The sequence below is a fragment of the Curtobacterium sp. 9128 genome, assembly GCF_900086645.1.
Taxonomy (GTDB): domain Bacteria; phylum Actinomycetota; class Actinomycetes; order Actinomycetales; family Microbacteriaceae; genus Curtobacterium.
The window spans coordinates 3,678,881-3,699,237 of the sequence record NZ_LT576451.1 but is presented as its reverse complement, the minus strand read 5'-3'; the positions used below and the strand labels follow the sequence as shown (position 1 = coordinate 3,699,237).

Sequence of the window (20,357 nt, the reverse complement as noted above, 5' to 3'; positions counted from 1 at the left end):
TAGTCCTCAGCTTCCCTGCCCGGGGAACTGGTTCGTCCCGCCGTCGGTCCCACCGGGGAACCCGTTCGAGCCCTGCCCGGGGACCTGCGTGGTCGACGACCGCGACTGCTGCTCGCCGATCGCGTGGCCGATCGCGAAACCAGCACCGCCGCCGACCAGGAGTGCCGCCACACCGATCACGATCGCGAGCACCGGCCAGAACCACGGCGGGCGTGGCTTGTCGGAGCGCTGCCCGCCCGGTGCAGCGGCGCCGTACCAGGCGGTCGGGCCGACGGGAGCCGGTCCCTGCCCGTACCAGCCGTTCGGTTCCGCTCGGTACGGCTGCTGGGGGTCGACCGTCGAGGTCGGCGCCGGTGCCGCGCTCCAATCTGCGGCCCGTTCGGCCGGAGCGTTCTCGTGCTTCTCGTCCATGTCGGCATTCCACCCCCGTCGGCTATGGGTGTCCGATGATCGCGCTGCCGTGCGCCTGCGAATCGAGCGGTGCGTACTGTCGGTCGGGTGACGGACGAGGCGAGTGCACCCGGAGGCGAGCCGCCGCTGACGGGCCGACCCGTGCCTCCCGGCCCTGGGCTGGCGCAGCGCGCGTGGTGGGCCGTCCTCGACTGGATCTACGCGGCCAGGTGGCAGATCAGCAGCCTCGGGCCGACCACGGCGGACGACTACCGCGACGGCGACCAGAGTGCCGTCGTCGTGATCCCCGGTGTGTACGAGACGTGGCACTTCATGCGCCCGCTCATGGACGCCCTGCACGACCGGGGGCACCCCGTGCACGTCGTCGCGGTGCTGCGGCACAACGTGCGGCCGGTGCCGGTCTCGGCAGCGGACGTGATGGCGTACCTCGTCGAGCACGACCTCCGGGACGTCGTGATCGTCGCCCACAGCAAGGGCGGCCTGATCGGCAAGTACGCGATGACCGACCTCGACGGCGACGGACGCATCGACCGCATGGTCGCGGTGTCGACGCCGTTCGCGGGCTCGGTGCTGGCAGACCTCGCGCCGGTGCCGCACCTCCGGGTGTTCCGGGCGACGGACCCCGTCCTCGCTGGCCTGGCGGAGCAGCTCGAGACGAACTCCCGGATCACGTCGGTCTACGGGGTGTTCGACACGCTCATCCCGGGTGGCAGCGAACTGACGGGAGCCCGCAACGTCACGGTGCCCGTCGGTGGGCACTTCCGGATCCTCGGTGACCCGAGCACCCGCGACGTGGTGCTCGACGCCGTCGTGGACTGACCCCGCTGCGCGTCGGGTGGGGCGTGCGTCAGGCGCCGGGCAGGAACAGGCAGAACGGGTGACCGTCCGGGTCGAGCATCACCCGGACGTCGTCCTGCGGCTGGTACTCAGCCTGGGTCGCACCGAGTGTCTCGGCACGTTCGACCGCCGCGGGCAGGTCCTCCACCTGGAAGTCGAGGTGCAGCTGCATCCCGGGAGCGTCCTTCGTGCCCGGCCAGGTCGGCGGGACCCACTCGGGTTCGAACTGCACGGACAGCCCCGGGCCGTCCTCGGGGCGGATGCGTGCCCAGGTGGGGTCGTCCTCGTACACGGTCCAGCCCGTCAGCGCCCCGTAGAACCGGGCGAGCACGAGCGGCTCGGGGGACTGCAGGACGGTTGCGGCGAGGGTCGGCATCGACGCGTCGGCGGAGGTCATGGCGCGGAGCGTACGCTCTGGCGCTCGACGATGCGGTGCGGGATCACCACCGTGGCTGGTGGGGCGTCGCGGTCGGCGATGCGTGCGGTGAGCAGGTCGAGCGCGGCGTCGGCGAAGGCCCTGCGGTCGAACGACACCGTCGTGAGTGCCGGGATCGCGTAGGCGGCGCCGTCGATGTCGTCGAACCCGATCACGCTGACCTGGTCCGGCACGCGGACGCCCCGCGCGGCCAGGACGTGCAGCACGCCGAACGCGATCGAGTCCGTGAACGCGAAGACCGCGTCGGGCAGCGGGTGCTCGTCGAGCCACGCGGCGAACGCGGTGGCAGCGTCGGAGGTCGACCACGACGACAGCGGGACCCGCAGCGACGGATCCGGCGTCACCCCGGCGGCCGTCAGGGCCGCTTCGTACCCGCTCACGCGCAGCTCGCTCGTCGCGGTGATCCTGGTGTGGTCGGCGGTGGGCTCGGGGGCGCCGACCGCGGCGATCCGCCGGTGCCCGCGGTCGAGCAGGTACTGCGTGACCTCGGTCGCGGCCGCGACGCTGTCCACGTGCACCTGGTCGACGTGTTCCGGCTCGACCTCGCCGATGACGACGGTCGGCGGGAGCCCGGCGGTCGACGCGAGGACACTGGCGCTCAGCGTCACGGGGTTCAGGATCAGGCCGTCGACGAGGTGCGCCCTGGCGCGGGACACGAGCTCGCGCTCACGCTCGGGGTCGTTCGCGGTCTGGTCGAGCTGCACGACCCAGTCGCGGTCGCGTGCGAGTTCGACGAACCACCGAGCGAGCTCGGCGGAGTACGCACTGCTCATCTCGGGCAGCGTCAACGCGATCGCGCCCGAGCGTCCGTTGCGCAGGCCCCTGGCGGAGAGGTTCGGCACGTAGTCGAGCTGCGCGAGGGCCCGCTCCACCCGCTCCCGGGTCTCCGGGCGGACGACGACACCGCCGTTGATGACGTTGGAGACGGTCTTCGGCGAGACCCCGGCGAGGGCCGCGACGTCCCGCACGGTCGCACGCATGGTGCCACCGTAGCGCCAGACGACGGCGATCCCGGATCAGGGACGGACGTACCGGTGCACGTGGGTGACGTACGGGACCGCGATCGTGGCCTTTCCGGCGGTCGCCGGGTCGGTGTCGAGCAGGTCGGCCACGTCCCGGAGCAAGGCGTCACGCTCGGCCACAGGGAGCACGATCACGTAGCTCCGCGAGGCCACCATGTCGAGGAAGTCCGACCGGGACTGCTCGTGCACCCAGGTGAACGCCCGGTACTCGCCGTCGTGGAACGGCGCGCCGACGATCGGCCGGTCGTACTCCGTCACGCGGGACTCCGGGCGCCTGATGATGTCCCCGAGCCGCTCCGACCAGGGTTCCGACTCGTCCCGGACGTTCCAGATCAGCCCGAGGACCCCGCCGGGGCGCAGCACGCGGGCCACCTCGGCCGCGCCGGCGACGGGGTCCACCCAGTGCCACGACTGCGCGAACGTCACGAGGTCGGCGCCGCTGTCCGGGAGCGGGATCGCCTCACCCGTGCCCTCGAGCACCTCGACACCAGGGACCACGGCCGACAGGCGTTCCCGCATCGCTGCGTCGGGTTCCACCGCGGTGACCGAGGCCGCGCGGGGCAGCAGCGTCGCGGTGAACTTTCCGGTGCCGGCTCCCACGTCGACTGCTCGTGCGACCCGATCCGGGGCGAGCCACTCGGCGACCGACGCCGGGTACCCGGGCCGACCGCGCTCGTAGGCGTCGGCGGCGGCTCCGAACGAGTGCGCGTGCTGCTCGAAGGTCATGCGGCCAGCCTGCCACTCCCGTGCGGGTGAGCGATCACTGGACCGTTACAACGATGGAAACGTTTGGCAACGAGTTGCCGCAACGTTGCCGCGACCGACAGGGTCACCTCAGGAATCCAACGGAGGAGGCCAGGAGTGACGAAGCTCGACGACCGCGTGCAACCCGCGGCAGGGACCCGACGGACGGCGCCGCCCCCGGCACCCGTCCGGCGGCGACGGAACACGTGGGAACGCATCAAGCGGGACAAGGTGCTGCTCCTGATGGGGCTGCCGGGCGTCGCGCTGCTGCTCGGCTTCCACTACCTGCCCCTGCTCGGCAACCTCATCGCGTTCCAGGAGTACCTGCCGTTCGTCCCGCTCGGACGCAGCCCCTGGGTCGGGTTCGAGAACTTCGCGGTGATCTTCAACGGCGACCCGGAGTTCCTCGGCGCGCTGCGGAACACGCTCGTCATCACCCTCGTGCAGGTCGTGTTCGTGTTCCCGGCGCCGATCGTCCTCGCGCTGATGCTGAACTCGTTGCTGTCGGAGCGCATCAAGAAGATCGTGCAGTCGGTCCTCTACCTGCCCCACTTCCTGTCCTGGGTGATCGTCGTCGCGGTGTTCCAGCAGATCCTCGGCGGGTCCGGCCTCGTGAACAACGCCATCCGGGCAGCCGGCGGCGACGCGATCGACTTCCTCGGCAACCCGCACGGGTTCATCGCCCTGCTGACCAGCCAGGTGATCTGGAAGGACACCGGCTGGGCCACGATCCTGTTCCTCGCGGTGCTCTCGCAGATCGACTCGAGCCTGTACGAGGCCGCGAAGATGGACGGCGCGAGCCGCATGCGGCAGCTCTGGCACGTCACCCTGCCCGGCATGCGGGGGATCATCATCCTGCTGCTCATCCTGCGGCTCGGTGACTCGCTCACCGTCGGGTTCGAGCAGATCCTCCTCCAGCAGGCCGCCGTGGGACGGGCCGCGAGCGAGGTCCTCGACACCTACGTCTACAACAACGGCGTGCTCGGCGGGCAGTGGGGTGTCGCCGCTGCCGTCGGACTCGTCAAGGGCGTCGTCGGCGTGCTGCTCGTGCTCGGCGCCAACAAGCTCGCCCACGTCTTCGGTGAGTCGGGCGTGTACCAGAAGGAGTCCCGATGAGCGCCACGCGCAGCGTCACCGTCCCCGGTCCGCGGAACACCAAGCGGAAGCGACTCGACGCCCCGCCGCTGCCCGGCCGCATGCTGACCGGCTTCGTGCTGTTCGTCATCTGCCTCGTCGTGCTGCTGCCGTTCCTCGGCATCGTGTCGACGTCCGTCGCCCCGACCAGCCAGGTGAACGACGCCGGCGGGTTCGTGATGTGGCCGAAGGGGCTCGACTTCGGCGCGTACGAGAGCATCTTCGCCGGGGGCGTCGTCACCCGGGCGCTGCTCGTCAGCTTCGGGATCACCGTGGTCGGGACGGTGATCAGCCTGTTCGTGAGTGCGATGCTCGCGTACGCGCTCAGCCGACCGGGCTCCTACGGATCCGGGTTCATCCTGAGCCTGGTGCTCGTCAGCCTGCTGTTCGCACCTGGGCTCATCCCGAACTACCTCGTCGTGAAGCAGTTCGGCCTGCTCGACTCGTACTGGGCACTCATCCTGCCGACGGCCCTCAGCGCGTTCAACGTCATCGTGATGCGGTCGTTCTTCATGAACATCCCGAAGGAGCTCATCGAGAGCGCCAGGATCGACGGCGCCGGGGACTTCGGGGTCTTCCTGCGCATCGTGCTCCCGCTGTCGAAGGCCGTCCTCGCGGTGATCGGGCTGTTCTACGCGGTCGGCTACTGGAACGCCTTCTTCAACGCGCTGCTCTACATCAACGACACCGCGAAGTGGCCCCTGCAGCTCGTCCTCCGCACCTACGTGATCAACAACGCTCAGCTCGGCGGCGCCGACCTCGGCACGAGCTCCGACGCACTGCCCCCGCAGGCGTCCATCCAGATGGCGATCCTCGTCGTGTCGATCGTCCCCATCCTCATCGTCTACCCGTTCCTGCAGCGGCACTTCGCCAAGGGTGTCCTGACCGGCGCGGTGAAGGGCTGACCAGCGTGACGAACAACGGAATCACCCGCCGCGCACTGTTCGCAGGCGGGCTCGGGATCGCGGCCACGGGCCTCCTGGCCAGCTGCTCCACCGTGACCCGCTCCACCGACGTCAAGGCGATCAACAAGGCGGTCGCACTGCCGGACTACGTCCCGTGGACGGGCGGACCGGAACCCGTCCTGCCGAAGACGAGCGCGCTCATGCCGAGCGCGTTCCGACGGATCCCGGACCGACTCGTCCCGACCGCCCGCAAGCCGGGCGACGGCTCGACCGTGCACGGCAGCGTCCCGACGAACTCGCCCGTCCCGCCGACCAAGGGCAGCAACCCGTACTGGCAGGGCCTCGACGAGCGGATGGGGATCGACCTCGACCTGACGATCACCCCGAACGCGGACTTCGGCAACAAGTTCGCCACGCAGGTCGCCGGCGACACGCTCGGCGACGTGTTCACGGTGTTCGGGTCGTTCCCGTACCTGCCGCAGTTCCTCGAGGCGAAGGCCCAGAACCTCACCGAACACCTCTCCGGCAGCGGTGTGCGGGACTTCCCGTACCTGGCGAACCTCCCGACGGCGTCCTGGCGCGGGACCGTGTTCTCCGGCGGCATCTACGCCGTGCCGGTGCCCCGCGGTCCGCTCACGTCGCAGGTGCTCTACCGGCGGCAGGACCTGTTCGAGGGGCTCGGCGTCGACCCGTCGTTCAGCAGTCTCGACGAGTTCGTCCAGCTCTGCCGCGAGGTGTCCGACCCGCACGCGAACCGCTGGGCCCTCGCCTCGGTGCCGACGAGCATCCTCGCGCCGATGCTCGACCTGCCGAACCAGTGGGAGCACAGCGGCGGCACGCTCACCCACATGTACGAGCTCGATGCGTACCAGGACCTCCTCGACGTGTCACGCCGGCTCATCGCCGAGGACCTCGTGCACCCGGACAGCATCACGGCCTACAACGGCAAGGTCTGGCTCGTGCAGGGCTCCGCGCTGATGCTGTCGGACACGTACAGCGCCATCCCTGGCATCGTCCAGCAGGCGACCCCCGGCAGCGGCTTCGACCTGACGACGGCGCCGTTCGTCGGGCCGTCCGGCGCGAAGGCCAAGCCGTGGCTCGGCGATCCGAACAACGCGATCACGGCGCTCGCCGCAGCGCCGGACGACCGCGTCCGCACCCTGCTCGAGGTCCTCGACTGGTGCGCGTCACCGTTCGGGACCGAGGCCTGGATGTACCGCAAGTTCGGCATCGAGGGACGGGACTACGAGATGCAGGACGGGTCGCCGACGCTCACGAAGACGGGCAACAGCGAGACGGCGCTCGGCGAGTTCCCGCTGCAGTACTTCACCGAGTGCCCGCTGCCGCTCTTCTACTCGGGCCGCCCCGGCATGACGGACACCGTCTACGAGTCCCTGGCGTCGTGGCTCGACGACGGGCTGCCGAACCCGACCTACGGGCTCTACTCGCCGACGAACTCCACGAAGGGGCCAGCGGTCGGCACGTACGCCACCAACGCGATCAACGACATCCTGCTCGGCCGCGCGCCGGTCTCGTCCTGGAAGGGCGTCGTCCGCGACTGGCGCCGCCGCGGCGGCGACGCGATGCGCGCGGAGTACGAGGAGGCCCTGCAGGCGCGCGCCGGGTCCTGATCCGGACCAGCAACCGGACGGGAGGCTCGGTGCCAGCTGGCACCGAGCCTCCCGTCCGCTCCTGGTCGCGCCCCGTGGACCGTCGCGTCTGCACGCCGGTTTTCGTTGTCATCGCCCGGAACGAACGTCAGTCCGCGAGCCAGGACGGTTCGGCGAGCAGACGCTCGACGTCGGCGATCAGGCGGGTCGTGTGGAAGCCGTCGGCGGCCGCGTGGTGGATCTGCACCGCGAGCGGCATCAGGGTGCGGCCGTCACGCTCGTGGTACCTGCCGATCGTGAAGATCGGCAGCAGGTGGTCCCAGCCGTCCCGGATCTGGATCGTGAAGCCCGAGAACGACCGCCACGGCAGGCTCGAGACGTCGAAGAGGTTCGCCGGGTGGGGCTGCTGCGGGATCATCGTCGTCGCCGTCCGGTACGTCGCCAGTGCCTCGACCGCGGCGTCGTGGAACGTCCCGAAGTCGTCGTCGTACGGCACCCACACCGCACTGAACGTCTCACGCTCGGGGTTGAACACCGTGAAGGCCGGGTGCACGACGTCCCAGATCGCAGGGGAGCGGTCGGGCTGCAGCGTCATCCGGAACTCCCGGTGCCGGTTCACCGCGGTCGCGAGCGCCCAGATCTGCGCCGGGTAGGTCTTCCGGCCGGTGTCGCCGAGTGCTCGCACGAAGTCGGTGACGTCCACGTCGACGGTCATCGCGTAGGTGCACGGCACGGTGTCGCGGTAGTGCTCGAAGTGCTCGCGTCGCGGCCAGGTGTCCAGGTCGATCGGCGTCGGTGCCGGGGTCATCGCGTCCATGGCACCACTCTGGCCCAGATCCCTAGGCTGGCGGTGTGCCGATCCTGCAGCGTCTCCCCGCCCTCCAAGCCGTCGACCTGCTCGCGGCGCCTGTTGCGCAGGCGATCGCAGCGCTCCCGGCGGACCTCGCGAGCGGGATCGAAGCCGCCGCGATCGATCCGGAGCTGGCCGACACGGCGGCGTTCTCCGAGGCGTACGGGTTCCCGCTGGCCGGCGGAGCGAACTGCATCGTCGTGACCGGCAAGCGCGGGAGCGACGTCACCTTCGCCGCGTGCATCGTGCTCGCGTCGACCCGGCTCGACGTCAACCGCACCGTCAAGCAGCTGCTCGGCGCTCGGAAGGCCAGCTTCGCGCCGATGGACGAGGCGGTTGCGCGCACCGGGATGGAGTACGGCGGGATCACACCGATCGGGCTGCCCGCGGAGTGGCCCGTGTACGTGGACTCACGGGTGTCGGAGGTCCCGGACGCGGTCATCGGTGCCGGGGTCCGCGGTGCGAAGGTGTTCCTCCCCGGCGCCGTGCTCGCCGCGCTGCCGCACGTCGAGGTGGTCGAGGGGCTCGCGAACCCCGTCGAGGCCTGACCGTGCCGGCGACCATCGCACTGCTGAGCGGAGCACCGGGCAGCGGCAAGAGCACGCTCGCCCGAGCGCTCGCCGCAGAACTCGGGTGGCCGCGGGTGCACCGGGACGAGCTCTACGCGGGACTGATGGCCGGCGGGGCGATGTCGCGCGACGAGGTCGTCCCACACGGGATCCGGCTGTTCTGGACGGCGACGGCCGGGTACGCGGCAGCCGGGTGCAGCGTCATCGCGGATGCGACGCTCTACCGCGACCAGTCCGAGGCGGACGTGCGCGAGTTCCTGGCGCCCGTCGGGGTCGTGCGCAACGTGCACTGTCGGTCGGACGTGGCGTACGAGCGGTTCGTCGCACGCGGTCACGACGATGCGATGAACGCCCGCGTGGCCGGCAACCTGCCGCTGGTGGCCGAACCGGTGGACCTCGGGGCGCCGGTGCTCGAGGTCGACACGACCGACGGGTACGACCCGGTGCTCGCCGACGTCATCGCCTGGGTGACAGGACCCCCTGCGCGCTGAGCGCCAGCCGTAGTCAATTCAGCTGGCGCTTGTGTACCACTCCAGAATCTGGAATGTTAACGCCAGGACAAGGAGGGGTAATGGGAAAGTTCACCGCATACGGAGCCGGGGTGGCCATCTGTGGCGCATTCATCATCGGGTCGGCGACGCCGGCCAGCGCGTTGGCATCCGACGAGCGAACGGGGTACTTCCGTCGGAAACTGCGGCACGTCGACCGTCTACGGCAACCGGACCACCCGGAAGTACAGCACCGGGTACGTCATCTCGCCGGCTTGGGGTGCCCCTGTGTCGCACACGTGGAGCGTCACTGTGTCGACCTCGAACTCGATCAGGGCATACAACAATTCCGGACTGGCGCCGATTTCTGCGTCGTGGAACTCGGGCTGGAAGTCGATCAGCCAAGCCGGAAGCATCAATTCGATGATGGCCTCGGGTAACGTGCTGACGTCCTGGGGGCTGATCTGCTCCTCAGGGAACCCGACCTGGAAGTGACGGAGCGACGGGATGGTGGATCCCCGCCGGTACCTGCCATTCGAGGCAGACGACGTGGCAACAGCAGCGGCGCGCTTCGGTGCTCGCGTCGCCCTTCCGATGGACAGCCCGGGCTTCGAACTCGCAGGGGTCGGCTTATACGGTGTCGATGAGACGATCGACTACGTCGACGTGTACGTCTTCGACCATGTCGCGAACGGGCAGGGCGACGATTGGCAGTGGGCACGAGTCCGCACCGAACGCCTCCTCGACTCGGACAACGTGGTCATGGCCTGCGAGCGGGCAGCGGAGGAGGTCATACAGGCGGTCCTCCGGGGCGGTTCGATCGAAGAAGCGGTCATGCGCGCTGTCGAACAGCAGACGGAGCGTGAACTCATGCGCTGTGACAGGTCCGACGTCACAGTGGTGGTGGACGATCATCTGCTCAGCGGTGTGCGCATCGAGTGGTCCGACCAAGAGTCGGGGTCGAGCTACTGGTTCACATCGGTGGCGGTGGTCGACGCAGGGCACGCCGTCACGATTGTCGGCCCTGCGGGGTGGAATCCGGGCTTGCTTGCGTGATCTCGCCCAACGGTGACGGGGCCCCCTGCGCGCTGAGCGCCGTCCGGAGCCCGTCGACGTCGGTGAAGTGGTGCGTCACCATCCCGAGCTCGGCGGCACCCGTGAGCTTGCGCGCCGAGTCGTCGGTGAAGAAGACCTCGGATCCGTCGAGGCCGAGGGCGTCGAGCACGTGCCGGAACGCTCGGACGTCGGGCTTCACGAACCCGATGTCGGCGGAGTTGAACACCGCGTCGACGTGGTCGAGCAGACCGAACGACGCGACCTCGTCCGGCACGGTGTCCGTCCCGTTCGTCAGGACCGCGACGCCGTGGCCAGCGCTGCGGAGCTCGTCGAGGAGGTCCAGCACGTCAGGGTCGGCGCGGAACGGCTGCCGTCCCCACGCATCGGCCGCAGCTGCGTCGTCGATGTGGTCGCCGATCGCGGCGATCCAGTCGGCGCGGCGGATCCGTCCGGTCGTCACGTCGTCGATGAGCGGCGGCGAGAACGCGAACGCCTCGATCGACCCGGCGTCGAGCCCGTGGCGGTGCTCGATCGTGGCGACGTGGTCCGGGTCGAAGTGACGGATCACCCCGTCGAGGTCGAACAGCACCGTCCGGATCATGCCGTGCACTCAGTCGTTCGGGACGATCAGGCAGAACGGGTGGCCGGCGGGGTCGAGGTACACCCGGAAGCCGTCGGAACCCTCGCCCGTGGCGGTCGCGCCGATCGCCAGGACCGCTGCTTCGCCGGCATCCATGTCCTCGACCTTCACGTCGAGGTGGATCTGCTGCGGGACGACCTGGCCGGGCCACTCCGGCGCGCGGTAGTCGTCGACGTGCTGGAAGGCGAGGAGCGGGCGGCTGCCCTCGATCGGCAGGACCACCTCTGCCCAGTCGTCGTCGAACTGCACGATCTCGCCGCCGATGACCTCGGCCCAGAACCGCGCGAGCGCGCGGGTGTCCGGGCAGTCGAGGACGATGACATCGAGTGAACCGATCACAGGAGTGCTCCCGTCGTGACGATGGTGAAGGTGAAGATGACCCAGTCGTTGAGGATGTGTGCACCGGTGCTCACCGCGATGTTCTTCGTCCGGATGTACGCCAGCGTCAGCACGAGGCGAGCGACACCGATCACGAGGAGCGCCTGGGCGACGTTCCACCCGTAGGTCGGCAGGTGAGCAGCACCGAACCAGACGGCCGTCGCCAGCCACGCGACGAGGATCGCCTGCTTGCGCGTCAGCCCGAGCCGGTGGCAGAGCGCCATGACGGCGAGGAAGGGCAGGATCGTGAACAGCTCCTCGCCGAACAGCTGGATCGCGGTTCCGACGTAGAACGAGATCAGCTCGGCGGCCCCGTGGATGCCGTTCGCCGCGGTGTTCGCCGTCGCGCCGAACACTGTCTTCACGATGACTCCCACGAGGAACGTGACGATGACGTTCGCGATCGCGAACAGGACCATCGTCAGGAAGTCCCGACCGGTCGTCCGCTGGAAGATCCGCGACCAGCGACCTCGGGTGAAGGCGATGAACACGGTGAGGGGGATCGCGGTGAACAGGAAGCGGGGCACGAGGGACTGCACGTTGTCGTGCGCCGGGTACCAGCTCAGGACGTTGATCGCGACGACACACGCGAGGACGATCACCACCCACTGCCACGCGCGCAGCGCGAGCGGATCGCCGTCCCAGAACGGGAAGTCCCGCCCGTCCGCTCGCTCGATCGCCCTGCCGTACCGATCCGTGCGTTCCACCATGGGATCCCCTTCGCCCTTGGGGGAGAACCTATCGGTCAGGCAGAGGCGGCGGACAGTGCCTTCGTGATGCGCTGCAGCGAGACCGTCTCGGCGGTCCCGAGCTCCTGCGCGAAGAGGCTGAGGCGGAACTCCTCGAGCATCCACCTGGCGTGCACGAGTTCCGGGTGCGCTCCGACGGCCGGCGGGAACGTCCCCCCGGCGTCTTCGTACCGGCCGGTCGCAGCCGAGACCTCACGCATCCAGGTGGCATCCCTGCCCGGGTTCTGCAGGAGCTTCGTCACGCGGGCCTCCACGCCCTGCAGGTACACGCGGATCCGGCGGAGGCGGTCGAGCCCGGCCACGGACACGAACCCGGGGAACACGAGGCGCTCGAGCTGCTGCCGCATGTCGTTCAGCGCCGGCAGCAGGGACATGTTCGTGGCCTGCTTGAGGGCTCGCTCCGCAGATCGCTGTGCGGCGAGCACCGCGGCGACCTCGGACACGGCAGTGAACATCGTGTCGACGACGGATGCGGACACCGCGTTCCGGACGGCCTCGAACTCGGCCTTCGTGAAGAGCAGCCCGTCCGGGTGCGCTCGCCGGATGCCGGCATCCACCACGGCCGCGAGCACGTCGTCGAAGAGCGCGTTCGTCGACGGGTACGGGCTGGCGGCGAGCGCGAGCTTCTCCTGCGAGGTGAGGTGCGACTGGATGTACGACACCGGTGACGGCACCGCGAGCATCACGAGCCGTCGAACGCCAGCCGGCATCTGCACGGCGCGGTCGGACTGGTTCGCGAGCAGCTGCACGCCGACGGTCGCCTTCGGACCGGAGCCCTCTTCGACGAGCGCCGGGTAGGCGCGGATCACGCCGCCTGCCTGCTTCGTGTCCAGGATCTCCGGCAGGTCCGTGTCGGGCCAGGCCACGAGCCCCGAACGCTCCACCTGACGGCCGGAGGATGCCTCGGCGACCCGCGCCGAGCCTCCTGGACGACCCTGGCGCTGCGTCGCGGCGGCGACGCTCTGCTGCGTCCTGTCCTTCAGCTTCGTCTGCAGCGCGGAGAGGTCCTTGCCGGCCTCGACGCGACGGCCGCGTTCGTCGACGACCGCGTAGGTCGGCAGCAGGTGTGCGGGGACGCGGGACATGTCGAAGTCGCGCTCGGAGACCTGCACGTAGGTCATGCGCTGGATCGTCTTCGCGAGGGTCGCGCGGAAGCTCTCCGTCGGTGTCGTGGGTGCGTCGTCGGGGAGTTCCTCGACGATCTTCTCCGCCCAGTCGGCCGCGGGGACGACGTTCTTCCGGATCTGCTTCGGCAGGGCCTTGATGAGCGCGGTCACGAGTTCCTTGCGGAGACCGCGGACCTGCCAGTCGAAGCCCTCCTCGCGCATACGGGGGAGCAGCGCCAGCGGGACCTGGACGCTGACGCCGTCGTCCGCGGCACCGGGCTCGAAGCGGTACTTGACCGCGAGGCGCTGGTCGCCTGACCGCCACTGCGTCGGGTACTCCTGCTCGTCCTGTGCTGCTTCGGCGGCGTCTTCGTCGAGGAGGTCTTCCCTCCGCATCGTCAGCAGCTCGGGCTCGTCCCGGCGGATCCGTCGCCACCAGCCCTCGAAGTCGCGCGTCGTGGCGACCTCTGCGGGGATCCTGGCGTCGTAGAACTCGTAGACGGTCTCGTCGTCGAGCAGGATGTCGCGTCGGCGGGTGCGTTCCTCGAGCTGTTCGAGTTCCTTGCGGAGCTTCCGATTCGCACGGTCGAACGCCTGTTGCGATTCCCACTCGCCCTCGACCAGGGCGTGCCGGATGAAGAGCTCCCGCGAGTGCACGGGGTCGATCCGGGCGTACTGCACGCGGCGGCGCTGCACGATCGGGACACCGAACAGCGTCACGCGCTCGTAGGCGACGACGGCGCCCTGCTTCTTCTCCCAGTGCGGCTCGCCGTAGGTGCGCTTGAGGAGGTCGCCGGCGAGCTGTTCCGTCCACGCGGGGTCGATCCGGGCGGCGGTGCGGGCGAACAGGCGGCTCGTCTCGACGAGTTCGGCGGCCATCACCGCGTCCGGCTGCTTCTTCGCCAGGACGCTGCCAGGGAAGAGCACGAACCGGGTGTTCCGCGATCCGAGGTAGTCGCGCTTCTCGCGGTCGCGCAGGCCGATCTGGCTGAGGAGTCCGGCGAGCAGCGATCGGTGCACGGCGTCGGGGTCGTCCTTGCGCTCCTTGCCGACGTGGATCCCGACCTGCTTCGCCGCCCGTGACAGCTGGCGGTACAGGTCCTGCCACTCACGGATGCGGAGGTAGTTCAGGAACTCGGCCTTGCACAGCCGTCGGAACGCGCTCGACGACAGCTCGTCCTGCTTGTCCTCGATGTAGTTCCACAGGCCGAGCAGGGTCAGGAAGTCACTCGTCGGGTCGGCGAAGCGCGCGTGCAGCTGATCGGCGTGCGCGCGCTTCTCGAGGGGGCGCTCCCGGGGGTCCTGGATGCTCAACGCGGAGACGACCGCGATGACCTCTCGCCCGACGCCCTGTCGACCGGCCTCGAGCACCATCCGTCCGAGCCGCGGGTCGATCGGCAGACGGGTCAGTTGCCGGCCTGACTTCGTGATCGCGCCGTCCTTGTCGACGGCGCGGAGTTCGCGGAGCAGGTCCAGGCCGTCCTTCACGCCACGGGAGTCCGGCGGCTGCAGGAACGGGAAGGACTCGATGTCGCCGAACCCGAGCGAGATCATCTGCAGGATGACGGCGGCGAGGTTCGTGCGGAGGATCTCGGGGTCGGTGAACTCGGGACGCCGCTCGAAGTCGTCCTCGGAGTACAGCCGGATGGCGATACCAGCGCTCGTGCGTCCAGCGCGGCCGGAGCGCTGGTTCGCGCTGGCCTGCGAGATCGCCTCGATCGGGAGCCGCTGGACCTTCGCGCGGGGGGAGTACCGCGAGATGCGGGCGGTCCCGGTGTCGATGACGTACTTGATGCCGGGCACGGTCAGCGAGGTCTCGGCGACGTTCGTCGCGAGCACGACTCGCCGTCGGACACCCGGGGTCGCGCTGCGCTGGAACACCCGGTGCTGGTCGGCCGCGGACAAGCGGCCGTACAGCGGGAGGACCTCGGTGCCCGGGTAGTGCTTGCCCTCGATCGCGTCCTGGGCGTCGCGGATCTCGTTCTCGCCGGACAGGAACACGAGGACGTCGCCCGGGTCTTCGCGCGCGAGTTCGTCGAGCGCGTCGGTGATGCCGGTGAGTGCGTCTCGGTCGTCGGCTCCGTTGCCGGCGTCCGCGGTGCGCGAATCGGTGTCGTCGTCCCCGTCGTCGTCCGGGTCTTCCGCGACGAGTGCACGGTAGCGGATCTCGACCGGGTAGGTGCGGCCGGACACCTCGATGATCGGGGCGTCGCCGAAGTGCTTCGAGAAGGACTCCGGGTCGATCGTCGCGCTCGTGATGATGAGCTTGAGGTCGGGCCGGCGGGGGAGCAGTCGCTTGAGGTACCCGAGGAGGAAGTCGATCGTCAGGGAGCGCTCGTGTGCTTCGTCGATGATGATCGTGTCGTAGCGCTTCAGGTCGCGGTCGAAGTGGATCTCGTTCAGCAGGATCCCGTCGGTCATGAGCTTGACCCGGGTGTTCGCGCTGACCTTGTCGGTGAAGCGGACCTGGTACCCGACGAGGTCACCGAGTTCGCCGCCGAGTTCTTCGGAGACGCGCTCCGCGATGGTGCGCGCGGCGATGCGTCGGGGCTGGGTGTGCCCGATGTTCTCGCGCCCGAGCTCGAGGCAGATCTTCGGCAGCTGCGTCGTCTTGCCGGACCCCGTCGCTCCGGCGACGATCACGACCTGGTTGTCGCGGATGGCGGCGGCGATGTCGTCCCGCCGCTGCGAGACCGGCAGCTCGGGCGGGTAGGTGATGACGGGCGGCGTGGGAGACATGAGCATTCCAGGATACCGCCCGCGCTCACGCAGACGTGAGCTGCGCGGCGAGTTCGTCCGCATCGCGGGCGGGCAGGGCGCACACACGGTCGTGGCAGACGTACGCGGCGGGGTCGAGCGCGTCGCGTGACTCGAGGAGTGCGAAGCCCGCTGTGGCCCACGCGCGCGCCTGTTCCGGTGTCACGAGGACCGTCACCGTGCCCGGACGCCGCTCGGTCACCGCGGCACGCCGCATCGCGACGGCTGACCCGACCGCTCCCGGCGACTCCACCGACGTCACGACGACGACTTCCCGCGAGGGCCGCTGCAGCGCCAGCGCGACGCCAAGCGCGTCCGCGTGCCCGAGCGGTCGACCGACACCAGTGCGCGCGCGGTCCGCGATGAGGGACGCAGCAGCGGTCCGGTAGTCCTCGACGCCGGTCAGGGCCGCGAGGGTCAGCGCCGCGTTCGCCAGCGCCACGGTGCCCGATCGCATCGCCGTTTGCGGCTGCTCCCCGGTCGCGGTGCCGGAAGCGGCCAGCACCGGGTCGACGGCCAGCGTCCCCGAGAGCCCGTCGTCGACGAGGGTCCTCGCCGTCTCCGCGTAGGCGACCTCGCCGGTGAACACCGCCAGTTCCAGGAGGCCTTCGGCGAAGAGCCCGATGTCCTCGATCGTGGGCGGTGCGGTCGAGGAACCCCGCGGGGTGCTGGCACGCACCACGACGTGTCCGTTCCGCAGGTGCCCGGCGATCAGGGCGTCGGCGGCAGATCGCGCGAGGGCGATCATCTCGTCGTCCCCGTGCCGCGCGCCGGCGATCGCGAGACCGCGGATCGCGAGCCCGTTCCACCCGGTCAGCACCTGGTCGTCGAGGGGCGGTGGAGCGAGCGCGACCCGGTCCGCGAGCGGGCGTCGGTACCACTCGCCTTCGACGCGGAGCCCGTCGATCGTGGACTCGCTGTCCTGTGCCGCGACGAACGCGCCGTCCGGCCGGCGGAGGGTGTCGCGCAGGAAGTCCGCGATGCCCCGAGCCTGGTCCCGAGGTGCCATCGCCAGCAGCCCGGCGTTGTCGTAGAGCATGCGCTCGTAGTGCGGCACGCCCCAGTCTCGCTGGGTCGCGTACCGGAACACCCCACCGTCGGCATCGGTCAGCTCGGAGGACGCGATCACCCGGAGTGAGCGTTCGAGCAGGGGATGCGCGGCTGCGACGCCGTCGGCCCCGGCATCGGCGAGGAACTCCAAGAGTGGTGCTGAGGGGAACTTCGGTGCGCCGCCGAAACCACCGTGGACGGTGTCCTCTGCTTGCAGCAGGGTGTCGACGACGCCGTGGACCGCGTCGACGGACGGGAGGCCCGGGTCGGCCCCGGCGCCGTCGGCACCGTCCGGAGTCGCCGCGTCCACGGCGCCCTGGCGGATGGCCCCGGCGAGTGCGGTCGCGTTGGCATCCACCTCAGCACGACGGTCGTGCCAGGCATCGACGACCGCGGCGAGCACCTGCCGGAACGACGGGTGACCCCCGACGGGAGTCGGCGGGGAGTACGTGCCCGCGAAGAAGACGTGGGCGTCGGGGGTCATGAATGCGGTCAACGGCCATCCGAGTTGTTCGGTGAACGCCGCGGCGGCCGCCATGGTGCTCGCGTCGACGTCGGGCCGTTCTTCTCGGTCGACCTTCACGGCGACGAAGTCCCGCCGCAACAGCTCGGCGATCTCCGGATCGGCGAAGCTCTCACGGGCCATGACGTGGCACCAGTGGCAGGTCGCGTAGCCGATCGACACCAGGACCGGGACATCGCGCTCGCGCGCTTCCGCGAATGCCGCTGGACCCCACTCCCGCCAGTCCACCGGGTTGTCGGCGTGCAGTCGGAGGTACGGACTGACGGCGGTGCCGAGCCGGTTGTCGTTCATGTGTCCAGCGTGCACGGTCGGCGCTGAACGGGACGGGCGGCGGGACGATGTGTGGACGGATCGTCCGTCTCCACAGGGCTCAGGCGGGAAGCCACCCGGTCAAGGACGCGAGCCGACGTGCCACGTCGGCCGGGGCCATGGCGTCCGTGTCGATTCGGGTGAACCGGTCTGCGGAAGCCGTGTCGAGCCTCCCGGCTGTCCGTGTCGAGTGCGCGAGCTGCGCCACCGGGAGCTCGCCGCCCGACCGCCGCTGCAACCGGGACGCCGTCGTCTCGTCTCCGGCCCGGAGCAGCACGGCGACCACGACGGGGTCGTCGCCCATCGCGGCGGCCAGGCGGTCTGCTTCGAGGACGGACACGGTGTTCGTGTACACGAGACGGTGGTGCCCGAGCGCGCGGTAGTTCGCCCACATCGCCGCGAGGTTGCGTTCCGTGAGCCTCGCCTCCGGGTGCTCGACGTGCGGAGCGGGGTGGGCGAGGTCGAGTACGTCGCCCTCGATCACCGCGTGCCGGACGTCCGCGTCCGTGAGCAGGTCGTGCAGTGCCTCGGCCGCTGTCGACTTGCCGACACCGGACCGGCCGCCGATGAAGAGCACCTCGGAACGCGGCACCGATCAGCCGCCGATCGAGAGGAGGACGAGTGCGGCGTCCTCCGGGCCGTAGTCGAACATCCGGTCCCAGAACGGGTCGGACGCCCAGGGCACGTCACCGTCCGCAGGGGTGCGGTGCGCCGTCTCGACGAGCCAGTCGAGTTCCGGGAGGACGGCATCGGCGAAGCGGGGCGGCTCCCATCCGAGCGACCTGGCCGCGGTGGTGTCGAGGACGAACGGCGACGGGGACGACCACGGGGTCACTCCGACGAACGCCGGCGCGTCGGCGTCGAGCAGGACCTCGTCGAACCGGTGGTCGAGGTGGCCGGCGATCGTCCGGACGATCTCGAGCGCCGACGGGGCCGTCTCATCGGCGACGTTGAGGATCCGGCGGTCGGGGGCGTCGGCGACGAGCCGGACCAGCGAACCGATGCCACTGGCCGCCGTGGTGTGGTCGACTCCGCGGCCGCCGTCGGCGAGGAGGACCCGCTCGCGGCCGTCGAGGACCCGGCGCACGACGAACCACTCGCGAGGACGGCCGACACCGACCCCGTAGACCTTCGACGGGCGGAGCACCGTGACGGGAGCGCCGTGGTCGAGCAGCAGCTGTTCGGCTGCGACCTTCGCCGCGGCGTACCCGTCGCGACTCGTCGGGTCGGCGTCCGCCGCGGTCACCGTCGGCTGGAGTTCCGTGACCGGACCGCCGAACACGGGCTTGTCGAGCGAGTTCGCGTGCCGTCCCTGCTCGTCGACGTAGACCGCCTTCGACGAGACGAACACGGTCGAGCCGACGTCGCCCAGGAACGGCAGGAGCTGTGCTGCGTCGTCACGGGTCGCGCCGACGGTGTCCACGAGCAGGTCCGCACCGGGGCGCAGGAGATCGCGGAGCACGGTCGAGTCGCGGCGGTCGCCGGGGACGAACGTCGCGCCGTCCCTCGTGAGCGTGTCCGCGATCGCACCTCCTCGGCGTGCGACGACGTCGACCTGCCAGTCGTCACCGCCGCGGCCGGAGGTGTCGAGGAGCTCGCGCGCGACGGCGGAGCCGATCCCGCCCGTTCCGCCGAGGATGACCGCGCGTCTGGAGCTCATGACGGCAACGCTAGTGCCGCGCGGGTGCGTGTGTGGTCGGGTGTCAGGACGCGAGTTCTGGTGTCAGGACGCGAGTGCTGGTGTCAGGACGCGAGTGCTGGTGTCAGGACGCGAGTTCGGGTTCGCGGCGCCACCAGTCGGCGAGGGAGCCGTCGTACACCTGCACCCGGTCGTGTCCGAGCACGGTGAGCGCGAGGGCGTCGACGCACGCGGCGCTGCCCACGCCGCAGTAGGTCACGATCTCGTCCGCGTCGAACACCGGGGCGAACGCGTCCGCCAGCGCAGCCGGCCGCCGCAGCGTGTTCGAGTCCTGGTCGACGATGCGCCGCAGTGCGATCGGGGTTGTGCCGGGGACGACCGGGGCGTGCCCGTCACCGAGGACGGTCTCGTCCGCGGCCAGGACCAGCGCGGCCGGCTGCGTGCCGTCCACCGCGCGTTCGACCCGGTCGCGGTCGGCCCAGAGCGGCCGTTCCTCGCCCGCGAGGAAGGCGTGCTGCGTGTCGGGGTCGTCCGCGCGGGTGGTCAGCGCGCCGACCCGGACCGGACGTCCTTCGTCCCGCCACTTCACGAACCCGCCGTCGAGCACGGCGACGTCGTCGAACCCGAACGACCGGAAGATCCACCAGAGCCGTGCTGACCATTCGCCGACACTGTCGTCGTAGACCACGACGGTCGACGTGTTGGTGATGCCGAGTGCCCGGGCCGCCTGCTCGAACCGCTCGGCGCCGGGGCGCGTGAACGGGAGGTCGGAGTCGGGTGCCGAGAAGTCGTGGAGGAGGTCGGCGTAGCGGGCACCGGGCACGTGTCCGTGCTGTTCGTACGCGTCTCCGGCGGCATGCCAGGTCGTCCCGAGGCCGACACCGGACGTGTGCACGGAGGCGTCGAGGACGACGAGCTCATCGGCACCGAGGTGGTCGGCGAGCCACTGCGTGGACACGAGTGGCGAGGTCAGGACGGGGGCCATGGCGCACACGATAATGCCCACCCCTGACGTCTGACAGGAGAATCGCAACAGTGCGCAATCGGGGCCGATGCGGGTGGTGTGTCGCCGAAGGAACGTCGCTTCGATGGGCTCCGAACGACAAAGTCGACGTCGTACGACAGCGACTTCGTCGTTCGGAGT

The 20,357-nt window shown here is 70.1% G+C and carries 21 protein-coding genes; 7 read left to right on the top strand and 14 right to left on the bottom strand.

What is annotated here, in order from left to right:
* Positions 1–6 precede the first annotated feature (6 nt).
* Positions 7–411: a hypothetical protein gene (locus QK288_RS17665; protein WP_281265576.1), complete on the bottom strand. Its 405-nt coding sequence runs from the start codon at positions 409–411 to the stop codon at positions 7–9.
* A gap of 87 nt (positions 412–498) precedes the next feature.
* On the opposite strand from QK288_RS17665, the gene QK288_RS17660 reads away from it, so the two are divergent.
* Entirely contained in the window at positions 499–1,230 is a 732-nt protein-coding gene (locus QK288_RS17660) for an alpha/beta hydrolase (protein ID WP_281265575.1), read from the top strand.
* 28 nt (positions 1,231–1,258) lie between these two features.
* On the opposite strand, the gene QK288_RS17655 is transcribed toward QK288_RS17660, so the two are convergent.
* From QK288_RS17655 to QK288_RS17645, 3 genes are read right to left on the bottom strand one after another with little or no spacing between them, the layout of a single operon-like run.
* Complete coding sequence (locus tag QK288_RS17655; RefSeq protein ID WP_281265574.1) at positions 1,259–1,645, bottom strand: VOC family protein; 387 nt, start codon at positions 1,643–1,645, stop codon at positions 1,259–1,261.
* Positions 1,642–2,664, bottom strand: a complete 1,023-nt coding sequence (locus QK288_RS17650; RefSeq protein WP_281265573.1) for a LacI family DNA-binding transcriptional regulator — start codon at positions 2,662–2,664, stop codon at positions 1,642–1,644. Before QK288_RS17650 ends, QK288_RS17655 begins: the two co-directional genes overlap by 4 nt.
* A gap of 36 nt (positions 2,665–2,700) precedes the next feature.
* On the bottom strand, positions 2,701–3,432 hold the full coding sequence (locus tag QK288_RS17645) for a class I SAM-dependent methyltransferase (protein WP_281265572.1): 732 nt from the start codon (positions 3,430–3,432) through the stop codon (positions 2,701–2,703).
* Between the two features lie 135 nt (positions 3,433–3,567).
* On the opposite strand from QK288_RS17645, the gene QK288_RS17640 reads away from it, so the two are divergent.
* From QK288_RS17640 to QK288_RS17630, 3 genes are read left to right on the top strand one after another with little or no spacing between them, the layout of a single operon-like run.
* Entirely contained in the window at positions 3,568–4,566 is a 999-nt protein-coding gene (locus QK288_RS17640; protein WP_281265571.1) for an ABC transporter permease subunit, read from the top strand.
* Positions 4,563–5,489 carry a carbohydrate ABC transporter permease gene (locus QK288_RS17635; protein WP_281265570.1) on the top strand — a complete coding sequence of 309 codons (927 nt, stop codon included), beginning with the start codon at positions 4,563–4,565 and terminating at the stop codon, positions 5,487–5,489. The genes QK288_RS17640 and QK288_RS17635 overlap by 4 nt, the downstream gene beginning before the upstream one ends.
* 5 nt (positions 5,490–5,494) lie before the next feature.
* Positions 5,495–7,120 (top strand): hypothetical protein, encoded by a 1,626-nt coding sequence (locus QK288_RS17630; protein WP_281265569.1) that lies wholly within the window; start codon positions 5,495–5,497, stop codon positions 7,118–7,120.
* A gap of 127 nt (positions 7,121–7,247) precedes the next feature.
* Here the strand turns inward: QK288_RS17630 and QK288_RS17625 are convergent, their stop codons facing one another.
* Complete coding sequence (locus tag QK288_RS17625) at positions 7,248–7,916, bottom strand: CatA-like O-acetyltransferase (protein WP_281265568.1); 669 nt, start codon at positions 7,914–7,916, stop codon at positions 7,248–7,250.
* A 35-nt stretch (positions 7,917–7,951) separates the two neighbouring features.
* Here QK288_RS17625 and QK288_RS17620 point away from each other — a divergent pair, with 35 nt between their 5' ends.
* Positions 7,952–8,497: a YbaK/EbsC family protein gene (locus QK288_RS17620; protein ID WP_281265567.1), complete on the top strand. Its 546-nt coding sequence runs from the start codon at positions 7,952–7,954 to the stop codon at positions 8,495–8,497.
* 2 nt (positions 8,498–8,499) lie between these two features.
* Positions 8,500–9,009: an AAA family ATPase gene (locus QK288_RS17615; RefSeq protein ID WP_281265566.1), complete on the top strand. Its 510-nt coding sequence runs from the start codon at positions 8,500–8,502 to the stop codon at positions 9,007–9,009.
* A gap of 218 nt (positions 9,010–9,227) precedes the next feature.
* Here QK288_RS17615 and QK288_RS17610 read toward each other — a convergent pair whose 3' ends face one another.
* Positions 9,228–9,422, bottom strand: coding sequence for a hypothetical protein (locus QK288_RS17610; protein WP_281265565.1), 195 nt, complete (start codon positions 9,420–9,422; stop codon positions 9,228–9,230).
* A 91-nt stretch (positions 9,423–9,513) separates the two neighbouring features.
* On the opposite strand from QK288_RS17610, the gene QK288_RS17605 reads away from it, so the two are divergent.
* Positions 9,514–10,062: a hypothetical protein gene (locus QK288_RS17605; protein ID WP_281265564.1), complete on the top strand. Its 549-nt coding sequence runs from the start codon at positions 9,514–9,516 to the stop codon at positions 10,060–10,062.
* Here QK288_RS17605 and QK288_RS17600 read toward each other — a convergent pair.
* From QK288_RS17600 to QK288_RS17565, 8 genes are all read right to left on the bottom strand, one after another.
* Positions 10,016–10,663 carry an HAD family phosphatase gene (locus QK288_RS17600; protein ID WP_281265563.1) on the bottom strand — a complete coding sequence of 216 codons (648 nt, stop codon included), beginning with the start codon at positions 10,661–10,663 and terminating at the stop codon, positions 10,016–10,018. The genes QK288_RS17605 and QK288_RS17600 overlap by 47 nt on opposite strands.
* A gap of 9 nt (positions 10,664–10,672) precedes the next feature.
* The gene (locus tag QK288_RS17595; protein ID WP_281265562.1) at positions 10,673–11,041 is read right to left on the bottom strand and encodes a VOC family protein; all 369 of its coding nucleotides are present in this window, start codon (positions 11,039–11,041) and stop codon (positions 10,673–10,675) included.
* A complete protein-coding gene (locus QK288_RS17590; RefSeq protein WP_281265561.1) occupies positions 11,038–11,790 on the bottom strand; it encodes a CPBP family intramembrane glutamic endopeptidase in 753 nt (250 codons plus the stop codon). Before QK288_RS17590 ends, QK288_RS17595 begins: the two co-directional genes overlap by 4 nt.
* A 35-nt stretch (positions 11,791–11,825) precedes the next feature.
* Positions 11,826–15,674, bottom strand: coding sequence for an ATP-dependent RNA helicase HrpA (hrpA, locus tag QK288_RS17585; RefSeq protein ID WP_281265560.1), 3,849 nt, complete (start codon positions 15,672–15,674; stop codon positions 11,826–11,828).
* Between the two features lie 25 nt (positions 15,675–15,699).
* Complete coding sequence (locus QK288_RS17580; protein ID WP_281265559.1) at positions 15,700–17,556, bottom strand: DUF255 domain-containing protein; 1,857 nt, start codon at positions 17,554–17,556, stop codon at positions 15,700–15,702.
* 79 nt (positions 17,557–17,635) lie between these two features.
* On the bottom strand, positions 17,636–18,166 hold the full coding sequence (locus QK288_RS17575; RefSeq protein ID WP_281265558.1) for an ATPase: 531 nt from the start codon (positions 18,164–18,166) through the stop codon (positions 17,636–17,638).
* Positions 18,167–18,169: 3 nt separating this feature from the next.
* A complete protein-coding gene (locus tag QK288_RS17570; protein WP_281265557.1) occupies positions 18,170–19,234 on the bottom strand; it encodes an NAD-dependent epimerase/dehydratase family protein in 1,065 nt (354 codons plus the stop codon).
* 103 nt (positions 19,235–19,337) lie between these two features.
* The gene (locus QK288_RS17565; protein ID WP_281265556.1) at positions 19,338–20,198 is read right to left on the bottom strand and encodes a rhodanese-like domain-containing protein; all 861 of its coding nucleotides are present in this window, start codon (positions 20,196–20,198) and stop codon (positions 19,338–19,340) included.
* Positions 20,199–20,357 lie beyond the last annotated feature (159 nt).